This window comes from Ruegeria arenilitoris, from assembly GCF_013030985.1.
Lineage (GTDB): Bacteria > Pseudomonadota > Alphaproteobacteria > Rhodobacterales > Rhodobacteraceae > Ruegeria > Ruegeria arenilitoris_B.
Genome location: NZ_WPYP01000005.1, coordinates 157,167 through 173,894 on the forward strand (window position 1 = coordinate 157,167; position 16,728 = coordinate 173,894).

Consider the following 16,728-nt stretch of genomic DNA (forward strand, 5'->3'; position numbering starts at 1 on the left):
TTATCGATAATCTGTCCAAAACTCCATGCCTGCAGCTTCTAATATCGATAAACCGGAAAATTTCAACTGCTAACTGTCCGGTCGGCGCGGAACCGCCCGGCGAACCAGCGCTGTTTGAGGGGTTACGCTATGGGATCGCGCTTTTGTTTCGACCGGCTTGGCAGTCCAGCGCGCACCTTGCCAACTCGTCGCCGCAAAACATTCGCGATGTCCCGAAAGGGACGGAAATAGATATCGAGCAGGTTCGAGGCATGGGCCTCGGACGGCTTCAACCCGAAGGTCAACTTGCTGTCTCGCTCGGACAGGTGCAGCGATCCGAACAGCCAATCCCAAACCGCGAAGGCAACGCCAAAGTTCTTGTCATGATGTTCGCGCGCAATCGAATGATGCACCTGATGCTGCGCCGGAGAGATCAGGACATGTTCCAGCCAGCGCCAATAGCGGATCGAGATATGCGAGTGGCGCAGGTTCGAACCCGTCACATGAAAGAGGAACGACAGGACATTGACGCCCAGCACCGTGTACAGATCGACTGCGCTGCCGAAGAAAAACAAAAATACCGCCATCACCGTGCCCTGCGCGACCGCCGCGCGCAGCCCGTACAGAACGCCCTCTAGCGGATGAACGCGGTAAACGGTGATCGGGGTCATCGTTTCGGCCGAGTGGTGAACCTTGTGGATTGCCCACAGAACCGGCCAACGGTGCATCCAGCGATGCACGAGGTACTTGGTGAAGTCGTCCACCAGAAAGATCACCCCAGTGAACAGCGCGACAATCACAGCTTTTGGTGTGTCGGCGAACAGGCCGCGCTGCAGGAAATCAACGTCGTGCAGCGCGTAAAACAGCGCGGTTGCGATCGCCAACTGCGAGACCAGCATCGGTGAGATAAAAAGGGTAAAAACCCGGTTGATCACGAGAATCTTGTAATCTGCCCGCGCCGATGGTGAGAACAGGATCGTACGATCAAACACCTCTCGCAACGCCGCGCGGATCGAGGACCGCCGCACCGCTACCAGCCACATCAGCGCCAGCAGAACGGTCAAGAACAAATACCCCACGAAGACGCGCTTCTTGGGGTTGGAAAAATCGGCAAAGACCGCGCCTATGTGTTCGAGAAATTCCAAGGGGTCTCTTTCGATGGAAAACCCGGCGACCCTGTGGCCGCCGGGTTGGGATCAATTGATCCTCAGTCGGTTTCGGCAGCCTCGGTTGCACCCAGCTTTTCGGCCAGCGCGGCCAGATCTGCGGTTGCGTCATTGGCGCGGCTTTCGATGCCGAACTTGTCGATTAGCAGCTTCTGCACCTTCAGCATGTTGACCTGATAGTCATCCAGCGTCATTTCACGCTCGCGGACAAAGTTACCGTCGGCATCGATATCCGACACCATCTTGCCGTCGGGCATCGCCGGACTGAAGCCGATCATCCAGTTCAGGTCGATCGCGGTTGCGCCCAGGTTGTTCTTGCCCGACTGCAACGCCATCGAGAAGCCCTTCAGCTCACCCCAATGTTTGACGTAATTGCGCAGGGCCTTGTCGCTGTCCTCGCCCGATTTCAGCTTGTCGATATCCTTGTAGACCGATCCGGCATATTTGAACGTGGCCTCGGCCAGCGTCTTTTCCCAGTTGGTTTCGATGATATCGGCATAGCCCTTCAGCTCGGCGCGCTGCGCGTCGGTCAGCGCCTCACCATTGGCCGAGGCAATCAGCGCGCGACCATCGCGGAAAGCGTTGAAGATGGTCGCCATGTATTGAGTGTTCTGGTTGCCACCCTTGTCGGCACCGGCGGCATAGTAGGCCGGGCCAAAGACCATCTCGGTCTTCAGATCGACCACACCGTCACCATTGGCGTCTGCGGCGACCAGGTCTTTCTGCTTGGCCACGGCATAGTTCTGCTCGGCCGACAAGGCGGCTGAATGCGCCGCGGCACCGAAATAGCCGAACGCCTCATCCCAGACATGCTCTTTGCCGGTATAGCAGGCACCCTCTTTGTAAGGCTGGTCGTTGGGCTTGGTGCCAGCGTCCAGCTTTTCGTCCAGATAGTTGTCTACCGCCTGGTTATACGCCATCGCACCTAGGGTGAATTTCGAGATCAGCTGCGCCCAGTCCATGCCGTTTACCGGGTCATAGCCCTGCTCGGATGCGGCGGCCAGTTTGATCATCTGCAGCGCGACGTCGACGCCCGACTGGTTGCCCGGCCAAGCGGTCATGGCACCGTTGTAGAACTTGCCCGAGATGTTCTTGCCCTTGGAGATTTCATTCACAGTCGATTGCTTGACCGGAAAACCGTCTTTCGACGCGGGTGCGATGATTTCCAGATCGCCTTCCGACCCGTTGAAATAGGCCAGCATCAGCGCCTCGACCTGGGCGGCGTTGTTGCCGCCATCGCCTTTGGCAGCCGCTTTTTTCAGGCTGTCATGCAACACGTGGCGCGCGATCTGGCCGGAATACGAAACCGAATTGGTCTTGTCGCCTTCATAGCCTTTCACGGTGACCGGGAACGGACCATAAGCCTGATCGGCCATGGCGGCACCGCTGATCAGGGCCGCAGCAACAAGCGCCGAGGTGAGTTTGAGCGTGGGTTTGAGCATGGGGAGTCCTCGTTCTGCCCGACTTTTTTAATCGGGTATTTTTCCCGACCCTTTTAGTCGATTACTACCGAGGCAAGTCAACCCCCCAATTTTTCCTTTCTTTCCCGTGTCGCAGCGAGAAAAACGCGCAGTCAGAGACAAGCTTATCCCGAAGTCCGTCAGGCAACCGGATGTGGTCCCAGTAGAACCCGGGCAGAGATAGCAATGAAGAACAGAACCGTTCCGGTCAGAACAAACACGTGCCAGATGGTGTTGTGAAACGGTAGGTGCTCCAGAAGATAGAAGACAACTCCGACAGTATAGACCACACCGCCCGTAATCATCAGCCAAACAACCACCGTTGGCAGTTCGTTCAGCATGGAGGGGCCGGCCCAGACAACAGCCCAGCCCATCATCAGGTAGAGGACAAGCCCGAACCAGCGAAACCGGGCTGGATCAATCAACTTCAGGACCGAGCCCAGCGTTGCCGAAGACCACAGGCCAATCAAAAGCCCCGGCCCCTGCCCGCCGGACAGCAGAAGGAACGGCGTGTAGGTGCCAGCGATTTTCACATAGATGCCCGAATGATCGAGACGGCGCAGCAAATCGGACCACTTGTCACTTTCGATCATGTTGTAGAGCGCCGAAAAGGTCAGCATCAGCAACAGCGTGACACCATAGACCGAGACCCCCAGAATGGCCTCGGGTTCGGACCGGTGAAAGGCGGTGATTGTTATCAATACGGGGACCGCAATCAGGGCTGACGTGATGCCCAATATGTGCACAACTCCGTCGCTCACACGCTCGGCGCGGCTATAGGCAGGACGGATATCAGCAAAGGACCACATAGACTTAACTTAAGCGCCAAGGGGAATTCGGGCAAGTTAACGCCCCTCGCGGTCGATCACTGCTATGTGTCAGACCGACGAATGCGCCGCACCTAAGTGGGGTCATCCCCCGGCTTTGGATCCTTGTATCGGTTCAGATCGAAAATACCCGCCTGAACCGGTTTCTGCTCTTGGAATAGATCGTGAATCCGGTCGCTCAACGGCCAGAATTCAGGGCTGGTCCGACGCACACCAAATTGCGTCACCACGGCCATGTAGTCGCTCTGCGAGCGCATACCTTTCAGCGCCCCGACAAAAGGCTCCAACTGATCCTGTCGGGTGTGAAAGTAGAAATTCGGATAGCTGCCGATCAGCCCGGGAAGGATCGTCAGAACGTCCGCAGCGGGGTCCCGGCGCGCCTCTTCATCGAACAGGAAGGCGACGTTGTAATGCGCCTTGTCGTGCGCAAGGGTGTACAGCGCCGTCTCACCGCCGTCTTGTTCGACCGCCAGAACAGACAGATCTGGCAGGTATTTCACCCATTCGCCGGTTTGATCGGCCAGATCCCGCAGCACGTCGGCCAGCTGCCCCGACTGGCACGCCTCAGCCGCACATCTGTTGATCGGGTCCGTGACCGGCCACAACCCCTTACCGCGTTCCAGCAAGGTCAGAAGAAATTCCTGTTTCGGCTGATCCGTTTGAAAGGAAATACCGGTCGGGAAACTGTCATCAACGCGGCGGCGGTGCCAATAGGTATGCAATTCAGCCAGAACGCCCTGATACCAGTGTTGATGCATCTGTGGCCTGACGTCCCGCGGCATGAAGGCCAGAAAGGTATCCTCGCTCTCCATCCGCAGTTCGTCCATGTACAGCCGCGTGGACAGTTGATGTTCAACCCGTCCAAACACGTCGTAGCCCGCAACGAGGTCATAGTAGATGCGCTCGAAGATCGGGAAATCGATGACCCAGGCGGTTTCGGGGATACCGCCGTGAAACCCGGTCATGGCCGAGGCATTGTCGAAATGCCGAAACACCGTGATCAGGGCGTTGGTGTTGGTCCCGTCACCATCCCAGATCGAGCCATAGTCGAACCCGGTCTGATACACCGGCGCAGCCCGGTATCGCGCGTCCCGAAACTCAAGGTATTCAACCTGGTTCCTGTGCGAAAACCCCTGCAATGTGCCGAGCACACCGGCGTCTGCCTCGGACACGGGCAGCTCCAGAAAAGCGGCGCCCTCCTGCAGAAAGCTGGGGTCGGTAACCGACAAATCCGCGTCCGGGTCAAGGAAACTGACCCAGAACCGGTCTTCGATCACGTCAACGGCGGTCTCTCCGTGGCAAACGGGTCCGCGAATGAAGCTGCGAACAAAGAACAGCGCGTCGTCCAGCAGGAACTGATAGCGGCTGCGCGCAGGCATGTGCATGAAGGTACTGAAGGGATTGCCACCTTCGGCGTCCCCAAACGGGGGCAGGTCCGTCAGCGTCCAATCAGTGTCGAGAAACAGCTGTTGGTAGCGCGCCATGCGATCCGGCCCAAGCGCATAGACCAGATGTTCCTTGTGCACGATCGTTTCCGTGACCTGCTGCAACCGATAGTAAAACGGCGCCGCACCCGGATCGTCGAACGGCCGCCGCGTGGCGATGATGTCGATATCTTCACCCGACGGCGTGGTCGAGCGCACGAGATGGAAGAACCGCCGCGGATCGTCACCCTGAAAATAGAGCCGGGCCAGAAACAGATGCTCGTACAGATACCGGCTCATCAACTGGCTGCGGAGGTCGCTTGCGTTTAGGAACACCTCCCAATCCGCAATCTGGGCCTGGATCACATCAGGAATGTCGGGCGCGGCGGAGGGCAGGGCCGCACCGCTGCGCGCCCAGCCCATGAGCGTCTGAAACTCGGCCTCGGCAAGCGGCGCTGTGCCATAAGGCATACCTGCAAGCGGATGGGCCGTGCTGAATGCGTCGAACTCATCCGATGTCGGGCAGACCAAAGGGCGATTGATTGCCAGACCAAGTTCAGTTGGAAGGGGTGCATCAACCGGCATCGGGTTTTGACGGCCCAGTTCGAGATAACGTTCCAGCAAACCCGCGTCCTGCCCGCGAATGACGGCATGGAACCCCAACGCCCGCCATTCGGGAACGGTCTGTGCGTCGATCCCCAGCCGGGTGGGTTGGGCGTCCTGCAAACGCTCGGTATGGTAGACGGCCTCTTTGCTGGCCCCGCGTAAAACGCCCATCGGGGACGTCAGTTTCAGCTGGCACGGCGCGTCATAGCAGCTGTGGCAAACGACGCAGCGGCGATCCATGATCGGCTTCACCTCGGCCCAAGTCTGGTTCTGCGCCCGTGCCGCAATCGGGAAGGCGCAGAGCAGAGACATCAGGATTGCGGCCTGCAGAAACAGTCGAACTTTGTGCATATGCGCCCCTTGCCCGATCCCGGGCACCATCCCCCGTAACCTGCCAATATCATTGCAGTTACGGGGGGCCTTAGGCAAGGAACGCGTCCGGACAGCCCTGGGCGACCCGGCGTCAGCCGACGTGGTAGCCGGGCGTCGATTGCGAGATTTCGGCTTCCTCGTCTGTCATATCCACCGAGATGTCGCCGAACAAAGGTGTGCTCAGATACCGCTCGCCCGTGTCGGGCAGCATGCACAGAACAGACGCGCCGGGTTCGGCCTGTTCGGCGATTTCCATGGCCACGGCAAAGGTCGCACCGCCGGAAATACCGGTCAGAATCCCCTCTTGGCTGGCCAGTTTCTGGGCCCATTCGACACCCGTCGGGCCGGGCACCGGGATCAGCTGATCGAAGTAACTGTTGTCGATGGACTCCTGCAGAACCGACGGGATGAAATCCGGCGTCCAGCCCTGAATCACATGCGGTTCAAACGCCGGGTGGCTGGCGACGGGCTCGTTGTCCTTGCCCCGCTCTGTCGCAATGCCACTGCCCACCAGCTGCGCGTTGGCAGGCTCGGACAGGATGATTTTCGTATCGGGCCACTCGGCACGCAGAACACGCGAGACACCAGTGATCGTGCCGCCGGTCCCATAGCCGGTCACGAAGTAATCCAGCGGTTCCCCGTTGAAATCGCCCAAAATCTCCCGCGCGGTCGTGGCGGCGTGAATCTCGGCATTGGCCGGTGTTTCGAACTGGCGCGCCAGGAACCAGCCGTGTTTTTCGGCCAGCTCGGCGGCCTTGCGATACATGCCAAAGCCTTTTTCTTCCTTGGGCGTCAGCACGACCTTGGCCCCCAGCATCCGCATCAATTGACGGCGTTCGGTGGAAAAGCTCTCGGCCATTGTGACGACCAGAGGGTAACCCTTTTGCGCACAGACCATGGCCAGACCGATGCCGGTATTGCCGCTGGTCGCCTCGACCACGGTTTGACCGGGCTTCAAGGCCCCGCTGCGCTCGGCGGCCTCGATGATGTTGACCGCAAGGCGATCCTTGACCGAACCGGCGGGATTGAAGGCCTCGAACTTCACGAACAGATTGACGCCTTCAGGCCCCAGATTGTTGATGCGGATCGTGGGCGTATTACCGATCGTGTCGAGCACGCTGTCATAGATGCGGCCATTGCCCGAGGTGGTTCTGAGTTTTGGGTTGGTCATCGGAAATCCTCACTTGATCACAGGTGCAATCCCATCTTTCTAACCTGCGTCCGCGCCAATGTCTCGAACCCTTTCTGCCGGGTCATGCTACAAATCCAGTATCACCTCGGCTGTCCCTTCGGCGGGTACGGCGCAACAGATCAGCACCTCGTCTTCGGAACGATCCGCCGTCGGTTCAGTGCGATAGGCAACTTTACCGGCGATTTTGCGCGTCAGGCAGCTGCCGCAAGAGCCTGAACGGCACCCGAAAGATGGTTCCAGCCCCTGAGCCTCAGCCGTTTCCAACAGGGTCGGCCCATCTTTTTCCCACTGCGCCCTGCGACCGCTGGCCTGAAAGGTGACCTGAGCCACTTGGGCCTCGGGCTGTGGTTCTGGTGTGACGCCATCGGATCGCCGCTTCAGCGCGGCGGGGCCGAAGCTTTCGGCAAAAATCCGACCGTCCCTGACGCCCAGTTCGCGCAGCATGTCGTAGATGGCCTGCATGAAGGACGGTGGGCCGCACAGAAAGAAATCATGGTCATCCAAGGGCAGCGTGTCACGGATCAGCGCAGGCGTGATATAGCCCGCGGCATCAAAATCCACGCCTGCGCGCGTGCCCTGTTCGGGCCGCGAAATAACCGAGACATAGCGGATCTCGCCGTCGCCGGAGGCCTCGGCCCGGCGCAAATCCGCATGAAAGGCCCGCTGCGCCACGGTCTGCGCGGCGTGAAAAACGGTCAGGTTGCGGGTGTGGCGGGTGCGCAGGCCTTCGTTCAGGACGTGGCGAACCATTGAGATCATCGGCGTGATGCCGACCCCTCCGGCGAACAGAACGGCGGGGCGGGTTTCGGAAGGGTTTAGGAAAAACTGCCCTTTGGGGGCCTGAATCTCAATAAGGTCACCGACCGAAAACGTGTCATGCAGATGGTTCGACACCGAACCGCCGGGCTCGCGCTTGACCGATATCCTGTAGCAGGCATCCGCCGGAGCAGAAGAGACAGTGTAGGTCCGGGCCACTGGCGCCCTGCCTTCGGGCTGGACGCGCAGCGTCAGAAACTGACCCGCCTCAAAGGGCAGCAAGGGCAACTCGTCCGTCGGCTCAAAGGTAAAGGACCGGATCACCTCGCTTTCATCGCGCACCGAGGCGACCCGCACGGTGCGCCACTGGTTCCTTTGCATTTCAGCCTTCTGACGGGCTTCAACCGTCTTCCAGTCATCCCCCATCAGACTATTGGGCGAAAACTCCAGAAATTCAGCCCGGAACGGCAAGGCGTCATGGATGCGCAGCCCATGGTGCAGATGAAACAACCAGCCGCGGTTTGCACCTTGGAACGCGGCGATATCGGGATGATCTTCGTCCAGAACCTCTACCGTTCCGGTCAGCATCAACAGATCTCCGGTCTGGTAGTCCGGAAACAGCAGACCTGCCCGGGGGTTCACAAGGAAATTGCCCAGCGTATTGAAAAAGTTGTTGCCGGCAAAGTCGGGCACCAACAGGCTGTTGCCGTCGACCTTGACGAAACCCGAGCGCCCGCCCCTGTGCGACACATCTACGCCGGTGTGTTCCGGGGTCGTCACCGAACTGGCGACGTAAAAGGAATTGGCGGTCGAAATCATTTCGCGGGCCTGCGCATCCAGTTCAGAAAACCGGTTGGCGCGGGCGCGCGCGACATCGGCCTCAGGCTCTCGGACAAAGGTCACATCATGGGTTTGTATATACTGGGGGCAGTTGCCAAAGGACTGCACCACATCCAGTGAAAAGCCGCATTGATCGACACGGCCCACGGTCGCATTCATCCGGTTTCGGCGCCGTGTGGACAGCTCCACCCCCACGACACCGATAGGGGCACCGGCTTGCAATGCAGCGCCCAGTGGGTCGTCTTCCAACGGCCGGATCGCAACGTCCAGCCGCCGGTCATTGGGCGAGCTGACAAACCCCGGCCTGCCCGAGATCATCGACGCCCAGGGCCACCCGTCGGAATCCACGCTACCCAGAACGATGAACGGCAGCTTGCCAAAGAACTGCCGATGCTGATCGGGCATGTAAGGGCGGATAAAGTCGCGACCTATTTTTTCGACCTTCTCCCGCTTCCCCACACGGGCCTGCATGGTTTGTTCGCCTGTGTGAAAGGGTGATCTATCGACGGTGACAGGAACATTCATGACGGACCTCATGTGTCGAAGGGGCCGGCTGCGCCATTGCGCAACCGGACCGGTTCAGAGTCAGGCGGCGTGCAGACCAACCGCCGTGCGGGGCATCGGAACAAAGCCGTCCAGCGCCTCGATATTGGCCAACAGGCGGCGCACATTTGTGTAAGGCTCCAGCGAAACACCACCCTCGGGCGCGTGCGCGGTGTAGCTGTAGATCGCGACATCCGCGATCGAGGGCGCAGCGCCAACCAGCCAGTCGCGCCCTTCAAGGTGTGCGTCCAGCTTGCCCAGAACCTTGGCAGCGGTGGCATGGGTGAACTCCACATCCAGCGGCGCGTTGAATACGGTGATCAACCGCGCGGCGGCGGGGCCAAAGGCGATCTCACCCGCGGCGAGGGTCAGGAATTTCTGCACTTCGGCCTCTAGCACCGGGTCAGTCGGCAGGTAGGACGGCGCGTATTTTCGGGCCAGGTAAACCAGGATGGCGTTGCTGTCGCAGACGACCGCATCGCCCTCTTCCAGCACGGGCACCTGCCCCGCTGGATTCAGCGCCAGAAACGCTTCGCTTTTGTGTTCACCACCGGCCAAATCAACGTCGATGACGTCATGTTTGATACCGGCAAGACTGGCGAACAGAACTGCGCGGTGGGCATGACAGGACAGCGGAAAACTGTGAATTCGGATAGCGTTGGACATCTGTTGGCTCTTTCTCTGAATGGTAGGGTTCGGCTGAGGATCAGCATCTGAGCCCCAAACTTAGTTTGAATTTCATCGGGCGATAATATATCTGTCTAGTGACTTACTATGAACGAAGTGTGGATAATGGATACTGTTCAGGGCATGAGGGCCTTTGCGGCCGTGGCAGCGCATTCCTCCTTTACCGAGGGCGCTCGGCAGGTTGGCATCAGCACCAAGCTGGCCAGCAAATATGTCGCCCAGCTTGAGGACCGCCTGAACGCGCAGTTGTTCAACCGCACCACCCGCAGTGTCACCCTGACCGATACAGGACGCGCCTATTACGAACGCTGCCTGCCCCTGCTGGAGCAGTTCGATGAGCTAGAGGGCCTGGTCCAGCAACGCCAGACCGAGTTGGCGGGCCGCATCCGGATCACCGCGCCAACCGGGTTCGGCTCTGCGGAACTGATCCACCTGCTGAAACCGTTTCAGACCGAACATCCCAAGGTCTCGGTCGAGCTGCACCTGTCGGATCACCATGTCCCGATGGTCGAGGAAGGCTATGACCTGGCCATTCGTTTCGGTGTCCTGAAAGACTCGAACCTCGTGGCGCGCAAGCTCATGAACATGCGGATCGTGTGCTGTGTGTCACCTGACTACCTGGCCGAATTTGGAACCCCGACAGACCCCGCGGCGCTGGCCTCTCATAACTGCTTGCTACAGACCACCGGCAACACGACCGACCACTGGACCTTCAAGGGACCGGGCGGCGAGTATTCGGTTCGGGTGTCCGGCAATTTCCGGGCCAACTCGCCGCGCGCCGTGGCCCATATGGCCGCTGACGGGTTGGGGATCGGGCGCATTCCTTTGTACACTGCGCAGCCGTTTCTGGATACGGGACAGTTGCAACTGATTTTTGAGCCGCAGGAGGCGGTTTCCGTCGGCCTCTATGCCGCTTATCCGCAAAACCGCCACCTGACCGCTCGGATAAGAGCATTGATCGACTATCTGGTGGCACAATTGCGCGGGGCCTGAGTGCCCATTTCAACGCCACTGCCGAATTCGCCAAGGTGGAAATCCTAAAACCTCAGCCCCATGTTCAGTTGTGGTGTGAAAAAAGGCGCGCGCAGATCGCAGCCCCTTAGGTCGAAAGGAACCCGCCTCATGGAACTCAACTCGGATTTCTCTTCCCGCGTCGTTGTTCACTCTGATCAGCTCGAGTGGCAAGCCTCGCCCATGAAAGGTGTGGACCGGCGCATGTTGGACCGGATCGGGGGCGAGGTTGCACGCGCCACAACCATCGTGCGCTATGCGCCCGGCAGCAAATTCTCGGCGCACACCCATACGGGTGGTGAGGAGTTCATTGTGCTGGACGGGGTGTTTCAGGACGAACACGGCGATTTCCCCGCCGGGACTTATGTGCGCAACCCGCCAACATCGCAGCATACGCCGGGATCGGACCCCGGCTGCACCATCTTCGTCAAACTCTGGCAGTTCGACATGGATGACCGTACGCAGCTCCGCAAGACCATGGCCGATGAGCTGTCCGCCCCGGTAAACGGCATCGCCACCGCGACCTTGCATAAGGACGTACGCGAGGTGGTCACCTATAGCCATCTGGACGCGGGCGCGACCCTTACATCCGACGCGCCCGGCGGGATCGAGGTGCTGATCATCGACGGATCAATTACGACCGGCGAAGACGTCCTGAACAAAAACGACTGGCTGCGTCTGCCCGAAGGCCAAGCCTTGACTGCCACCGCAGGCCCAGACGGCGCCAAGGTCTGGACGAAAACCGGACATCTTCCCTATGCCCGGGCCCCGCAAGTCTGATCCTTGCGTGCTTGTTTGGGTCACCGCCTGCCGTAAAATCGGTTAGGCAGCGCTGTCCTCGCGGTAATTGCGCGCCTTGGACATCTTGCCAATGCCCGGGTTGAATGAGTTGGTCGGATCACAACACTTGTAATGCGCCGCCAGATCGGGCTTGGCCTTGTAGAGGTGTCCGACATTGTGCTCGGCCGGGTATTCCGCACCGCGCTGATCAAACAGCGCTAGCATTGCGGCTTTCAGCGCCTTGGGGTCGGCACCTTTCTTGACCACGTAGTCCTGATGCATCACGTGGCACATGAAATGGCCGTAATACAGCTTGTGAACCAGTTGGTTCTCGATCTCGGGCGGCAGTTTCTCAAGCCAGTCCTGATCGTTGCGGCGCAGGGCGACGTCCAGTGCGATGATGTCTTCGACCTCATCCGCGTGGATCGCCATGTAACGCACGGCGGCCCCGGCGGCGGCAAAGCGGTGCAGACCTGCGATTTTCGCCTCGCGCGCGGTGCATTCGAAGAAATCCACGTCGCGGTCTTTCAGGAATTCGGGCAGCCAGGCACTGGCCTCGGCGATGCCGTCATCCTTCATTTTCAGGATCAGGTGATGTTCGTAGCGATCGCGGAACTCGACCATCCGCTTCGGCAGAACCCGCGGCCAGACCGAGACAGCAGCCTGCATGAACCGGTCGGTGAAATTGCGTAGGAACGGGATGCGCCGCAGTCGCGCGTCAACAGCGCCCTTCATAGCAAAGAACATCGGCAGCCGGTCAGTGCCCAGCTTATCGATCATCACAACCGTGTCCTTGCCGTATTTTGCAGTGATGTCGAACACCTCGCGCTGCATGTATTCGGCAGAGACCGGCAGGGATTTGAAATCAGACAGGATATGACGGCGCAGGGCGGCCAGATCATCCGGGTTGTTGCTGCCGATATAGAAAACCTGCTCGGCCTGGTTCTTGGGAAAGGTATCCAGCCGCACGGCGAAGACCGCCATCTTGCCAGCTGACCCGGCGGATTCGAACAGCTTGGCCCTGTCTGCATTGAACCGCGCCGGAGTTTCCGCATCCACGTCCCGCACGATCTGCGCATAATCACTGGCCGAGGCACGTTTGTTCGTGGCCCCCGGATTGCGCTCGAACGTGCCTGCATCCAGGCTGGTCAGAATCTCTTCGGGCGTGTTGCCCAGATCGATGCCCAGATGGTTGACCAGTTCCAGCTCGCCCTGCGCGGTGATCTGCGCGTAGACCGACAGTTCGGTATAGACAGGCCCGCGTTCAACCAGCGATCCGCCCGAGTTGTTGCACACGCCGCCCACAATCGAGGCGCCAATGCACGAGGACCCGATCACCGAATGCGGCTCACGCCCCAGCGGGGCCAGCATCTTTTCCAGCGCAAACAGCGTGGCGCCGGGAAAGCTGACGATCTGCTCTCCATTGTTCAACGGCACCAGAGTATCCATCCGGCGGGTGTTGATCAGAACCACGTCGCGGTCATAGCTGCCCGACGGGGTCGAGCCCTCGGTCAGGCCGGTATTGGCGGCCTGCATGATGACGATCTTGTCGGCCGCAACGCAGGCCTGCAGCACTTTCCACTGTTCCAGCAGGCTGCCGGGCTGGAGGACACACAGCGCCTCGCCCTCGCCCGAGCGGAACCCGCGACGAAACCGCTCTGTCGCGCGTTCTCCGGTCAGGACGTGGCGCGACCCAACGATGGAACGGAAATGTTTGATCAGCTCATCATTGGTCATGGCAGCCCCCGTTGTGGTTTATGCGGCGCGAAACCGGATATTCTCGCGGCTCAGCTGGTCGACGCTGGTGACGCCCATCAGTTTCATGTCACGCTCGATCTCAGCCCGCATCAGACCCAGAGCACGCTCGACGCCCGCCTGCCCTGCCGCAGCCAGCGGATACAGATAGTGCCGTCCGACACCGACCGCCTTGGCCCCCAGCGACAAGGCTTTTAGCACATGGGTGCCGCGCTGTATGCCGCTGTCCATCATCACGTCCAGCTTGTCACCCACCGCATCCACGATCTCGGACAGTTGGTCGAAAGGCGTGCGCGAGCCGTCCAGCTGACGGCCGCCGTGGTTCGACAGGATGATGCCGGTGCAGCCGATCTCGGCCGCGCGTTTGGCATCTTCGACGGTCATGATGCCCTTGAGGCAGAACTGACCGTCCCAGGCACGCACCATCTGCGCCACGTCATCCCAGTTCATCGACGGGTCCAGCATGTCGGTGAAGTACCCACCGATTGAACTGGCACCGCCGCCCATATCCACGTGCTCTTCCAGTTGCGGCAGGCGGAATTTCTCGTGGGTGACATAGTTGATCCCCCACATCGGCTTGATCGCAAACTGGATCATGCCACCCAGCGTCAGCCGGAACGGGATCGAGAATCCGGTGCGCAGGTCGCGCTCGCGATTGCCGCCGGTGATGCTGTCGACGGTCAGCATCATCACCTCGACGCCCGCCTCTTTGGCGCGCTGCATCATGGCAGCGTTCAGACCGCGATCCTTGTGGAAATAGAACTGGTAGACCTGCGGATTCTTGTGCTTCTGCCGCAGCTCCTCCAGCGAAACGGTGCCCAGCGAAGACACACCGAACATCGTCCCGTATTTCTCGGCCGCCGCTGCAACGGCGCGTTCGCCCCGATGGTGGAACAGGCGCTGCAAGGCGGTGGGCGAACAATAGACCGGCATGTCCAGCTTTTGCCCCATCACCGTGACGGACATATCCACGTCCTTCACCCCGCACAGCACCGATGGCAACAGATCGCAGCGGTCGAACGCGTTGGTGTTCTCCCGATACGTCACCTCGTCATCGGCACCACCGTCGATGTAGTTGAAGATGGGACCGGGCAGCCGCTGTTTGGCCAGCCGCCGGAAGTCGTGGAAGTTATGGCATTGGTTCAGACGCATCGGGGCAGCTCCTTAATAAGCGACCGACGGCAGCCAGGTGGCGAGGGTCGGCCACAGGAAGACCAGCGCCAGACCGGTCAGCTGTAGCAGTACGAAGGGGATGATGCCCTTGTAGATGTGCATCAGCTTGATCTCGGGCGGGCAGACACCTTTCAGATAGAACAGGGCGAAGCCAACAGGCGGGGTCAGGAAGCTGGTTTGCAGCGTCACCGCAACCAGGATCACGAACCACACCAGCGCCGGTTCATCCAGAACGCCAAATCCCGGGATGTCGATGCCAAGGCCGTTCACGATCGGGCGCATCAGCGGCAGCACGATCAGCGTGATCTCGATCCAGTCCAGAACGAAGCCCAGCAGGAAGACGATGAACAGGATGAACAGGATCGTGCCGTTGGCGCCGAAGCCGGTGGATTGCACCACATGTTCGATCAACTCATCGCCGCCCATTTCCCGCAGAACATACGAGAACACGGTCGCGCCCAGGAAGATCGCAAAGATGTAAGCGGTGGTGTTGAAGGTCGACACCAGCACGTTCCACAGTTTCTTGAAGGTCAGCTTGCGATATCCCAAGGCCAGCAGCGTTGCACCAAGCGCACCGATACCCGAAGCTTCGGTCGGCGTGGTCAGACCTGCAAAGATCGAACCCAGTACGGCCAGAATGAGCATCAGGGTCGGGATGACCGCGATCAGCACATCCTTGACGGCAGCCCAGTCGGGGGCCGTGGCACCTTCGGGCACGGGGGCCGCGTCGCGCTTCACCAAGGCAAGGATAAAGATATAGGTCAGGTAGAGGCCACCGATGATCACACCGGGGAACACCGCAGCCATGAACAGGTCACCCACCGAAAGGGCCATCTGGTCGGCCATGATCACCAGCATGATCGACGGCGGGATCAGAATGCCCAGCGTGCCCGAGGCCGAAACCACGCCGGCAGCCAGCGTCGGCTGATACTTCTGCTGCATCATCGAGGGCAGCGACAGCACACCCAGCAGCACCACGGACGCACCAATGATGCCGGTCGAGGCCGCCAGAATGATCCCGATCAGGGTCACAGTGATCGCCAGACCACCGCGAACGGTGCCGAACAGGCGCTGCATCGAGGACATCAGACGCTCGGCCACACCGGATTCGTCCAGCATCAGGCCCATGAAGATGAACATCGGCAGGGCGACCAGAACAGCGTTGGACATGGTCGCATAGACCCGGTTCACTACGGCGCCAAGGGTCAGGTAGTCGAGCCCGGTAAAGGTGCTCTCCAACCCGGTCCACAGCATCAGATCATTGTCGAACAGATAGGCCAGGCCACAATAGGCCACACCGACACCGGCCAGAACCCAGGCCACCGGGTAACCGGTGAACAGCAGCGCGATGAAGGTCAGGAACATCGCGATGACCAGCTTTTCCTCGGTCGTTTCGACCAGGAAGGTCAGGCCGACGCAGACGGCGGCAAACACGGCCAGCACCAGCAGGATACGGCGCAGCGGAGCGCCTTCGCGCTCGGACTCCGGTCCGTACAGCAACGCGTGTCCGTCGTGGATCAACCGCGCCAGCGCAGCCAGTGCCAGCAGGATGAAGCTGATCGGAATGACCGCCTTAAAGGCCCAGCGTGCAGGCAGACCGGTGGGGCTGTCCGACCGTTCGTTGACGCGGAAACTTTCGTAGAAATAGTCATATCCCTGATCCACCATCAGATAGATGAACGGGGTCAGCAGGGTCAGGATACCGATCACCTCGATAACCCGCTGCGCGCGGCGTGAAAGCTGCATATGCAGCACGTCAACGCGCACATGGCTGTCCGTGATCAAAGCATAGGAAATACCGATCATCGTAACGATGCCGTAGAAGTGCCACTGGATCTCATCCAGCTTTGGATAGTTCTGGCTGAACAGGTAGCGCAGCGAGACCTGAGAGAAAATCGCTCCCATCAGGAGCACATTTGCCCACATGACCACATGGCCTACCGCCTTGACGCCAGTGTCGATGGCGACAGCAATCTTCTGGCGGTCTGTCTCGGGGTGCTCCAGGATGCCTTCATAGGCTTCGACCGGATCGTTGAGGTTCTTTTGGCTGTCCATGGTCATTCCTCGCTCAGCAGCCCGGAGTGCGGGCAGTGATTGGTTAGAAATTCCGAGTAATAAGGATAAGGGCCGGAGCAGCGGTCAAAGCCGCCCCGGCAT

12 protein-coding genes are annotated in these 16,728 nt (G+C 59.9%); 2 read left to right on the top strand and 10 right to left on the bottom strand.

All coding sequences use genetic code 11. The features are described from left to right. Nucleotides 1–122 precede the first annotated feature (122 nt). From GOX88_RS12220 to GOX88_RS12250, 7 genes are all read right to left on the bottom strand, one after another. Entirely contained in the window at nucleotides 123–1,124 is a 1,002-nt protein-coding gene (locus tag GOX88_RS12220) for a sterol desaturase family protein (RefSeq protein WP_170401895.1), read from the bottom strand. A gap of 62 nt (nucleotides 1,125–1,186) precedes the next feature. Beyond that, a complete protein-coding gene (locus GOX88_RS12225) occupies nucleotides 1,187–2,587 on the bottom strand; it encodes a DUF4856 domain-containing protein (protein ID WP_170401897.1) in 1,401 nt (466 codons plus the stop codon). Between the two features lie 158 nt (nucleotides 2,588–2,745). Further along, on the bottom strand, nucleotides 2,746–3,414 hold the full coding sequence (gene trhA, locus GOX88_RS12230; protein ID WP_170401911.1) for a PAQR family membrane homeostasis protein TrhA: 669 nt from the start codon (nucleotides 3,412–3,414) through the stop codon (nucleotides 2,746–2,748). A 92-nt stretch (nucleotides 3,415–3,506) separates the two neighbouring features. Further along, on the bottom strand, nucleotides 3,507–5,813 hold the full coding sequence (locus GOX88_RS12235) for a fatty acid cis/trans isomerase (RefSeq protein ID WP_254436215.1): 2,307 nt from the start codon (nucleotides 5,811–5,813) through the stop codon (nucleotides 3,507–3,509). Between the two features lie 112 nt (nucleotides 5,814–5,925). Then, on the bottom strand, nucleotides 5,926–7,005 hold the full coding sequence (cysK, locus tag GOX88_RS12240; protein WP_170401914.1) for a cysteine synthase A: 1,080 nt from the start codon (nucleotides 7,003–7,005) through the stop codon (nucleotides 5,926–5,928). 87 nt (nucleotides 7,006–7,092) lie between these two features. After that, nucleotides 7,093–9,147: an FAD-binding oxidoreductase gene (locus GOX88_RS12245; RefSeq protein WP_170401917.1), complete on the bottom strand. Its 2,055-nt coding sequence runs from the start codon at nucleotides 9,145–9,147 to the stop codon at nucleotides 7,093–7,095. 60 nt (nucleotides 9,148–9,207) lie between these two features. Then, nucleotides 9,208–9,831: a glutathione S-transferase family protein gene (locus GOX88_RS12250; protein WP_170401920.1), complete on the bottom strand. Its 624-nt coding sequence runs from the start codon at nucleotides 9,829–9,831 to the stop codon at nucleotides 9,208–9,210. A 126-nt stretch (nucleotides 9,832–9,957) separates the two neighbouring features. On the opposite strand from GOX88_RS12250, the gene GOX88_RS12255 reads away from it, so the two are divergent. Then, nucleotides 9,958–10,845 (top strand): LysR family transcriptional regulator, encoded by an 888-nt coding sequence (locus tag GOX88_RS12255; protein WP_170401923.1) that lies wholly within the window; start codon nucleotides 9,958–9,960, stop codon nucleotides 10,843–10,845. 129 nt (nucleotides 10,846–10,974) lie between these two features. After that, nucleotides 10,975–11,643: a cupin domain-containing protein gene (locus GOX88_RS12260; protein WP_170401926.1), complete on the top strand. Its 669-nt coding sequence runs from the start codon at nucleotides 10,975–10,977 to the stop codon at nucleotides 11,641–11,643. Between the two features lie 42 nt (nucleotides 11,644–11,685). Here the strand turns inward: GOX88_RS12260 and dld are convergent, their stop codons facing one another. The 3 genes from dld to GOX88_RS12275 are packed head-to-tail and all read right to left on the bottom strand — an operon-like array spanning nucleotide 11,686 to nucleotide 16,632. Beyond that, the gene (gene dld, locus GOX88_RS12265; RefSeq protein WP_170401929.1) at nucleotides 11,686–13,380 is read right to left on the bottom strand and encodes a D-lactate dehydrogenase; all 1,695 of its coding nucleotides are present in this window, start codon (nucleotides 13,378–13,380) and stop codon (nucleotides 11,686–11,688) included. Nucleotides 13,381–13,398: 18 nt separating this feature from the next. Beyond that, nucleotides 13,399–14,550 carry an alpha-hydroxy acid oxidase gene (locus tag GOX88_RS12270; RefSeq protein WP_170401932.1) on the bottom strand — a complete coding sequence of 384 codons (1,152 nt, stop codon included), beginning with the start codon at nucleotides 14,548–14,550 and terminating at the stop codon, nucleotides 13,399–13,401. 12 nt (nucleotides 14,551–14,562) lie between these two features. Next, nucleotides 14,563–16,632, bottom strand: a complete 2,070-nt coding sequence (locus GOX88_RS12275; RefSeq protein ID WP_170401935.1) for a TRAP transporter large permease subunit — start codon at nucleotides 16,630–16,632, stop codon at nucleotides 14,563–14,565. Between the last annotated feature and the right edge of the window lie 96 nt (nucleotides 16,633–16,728).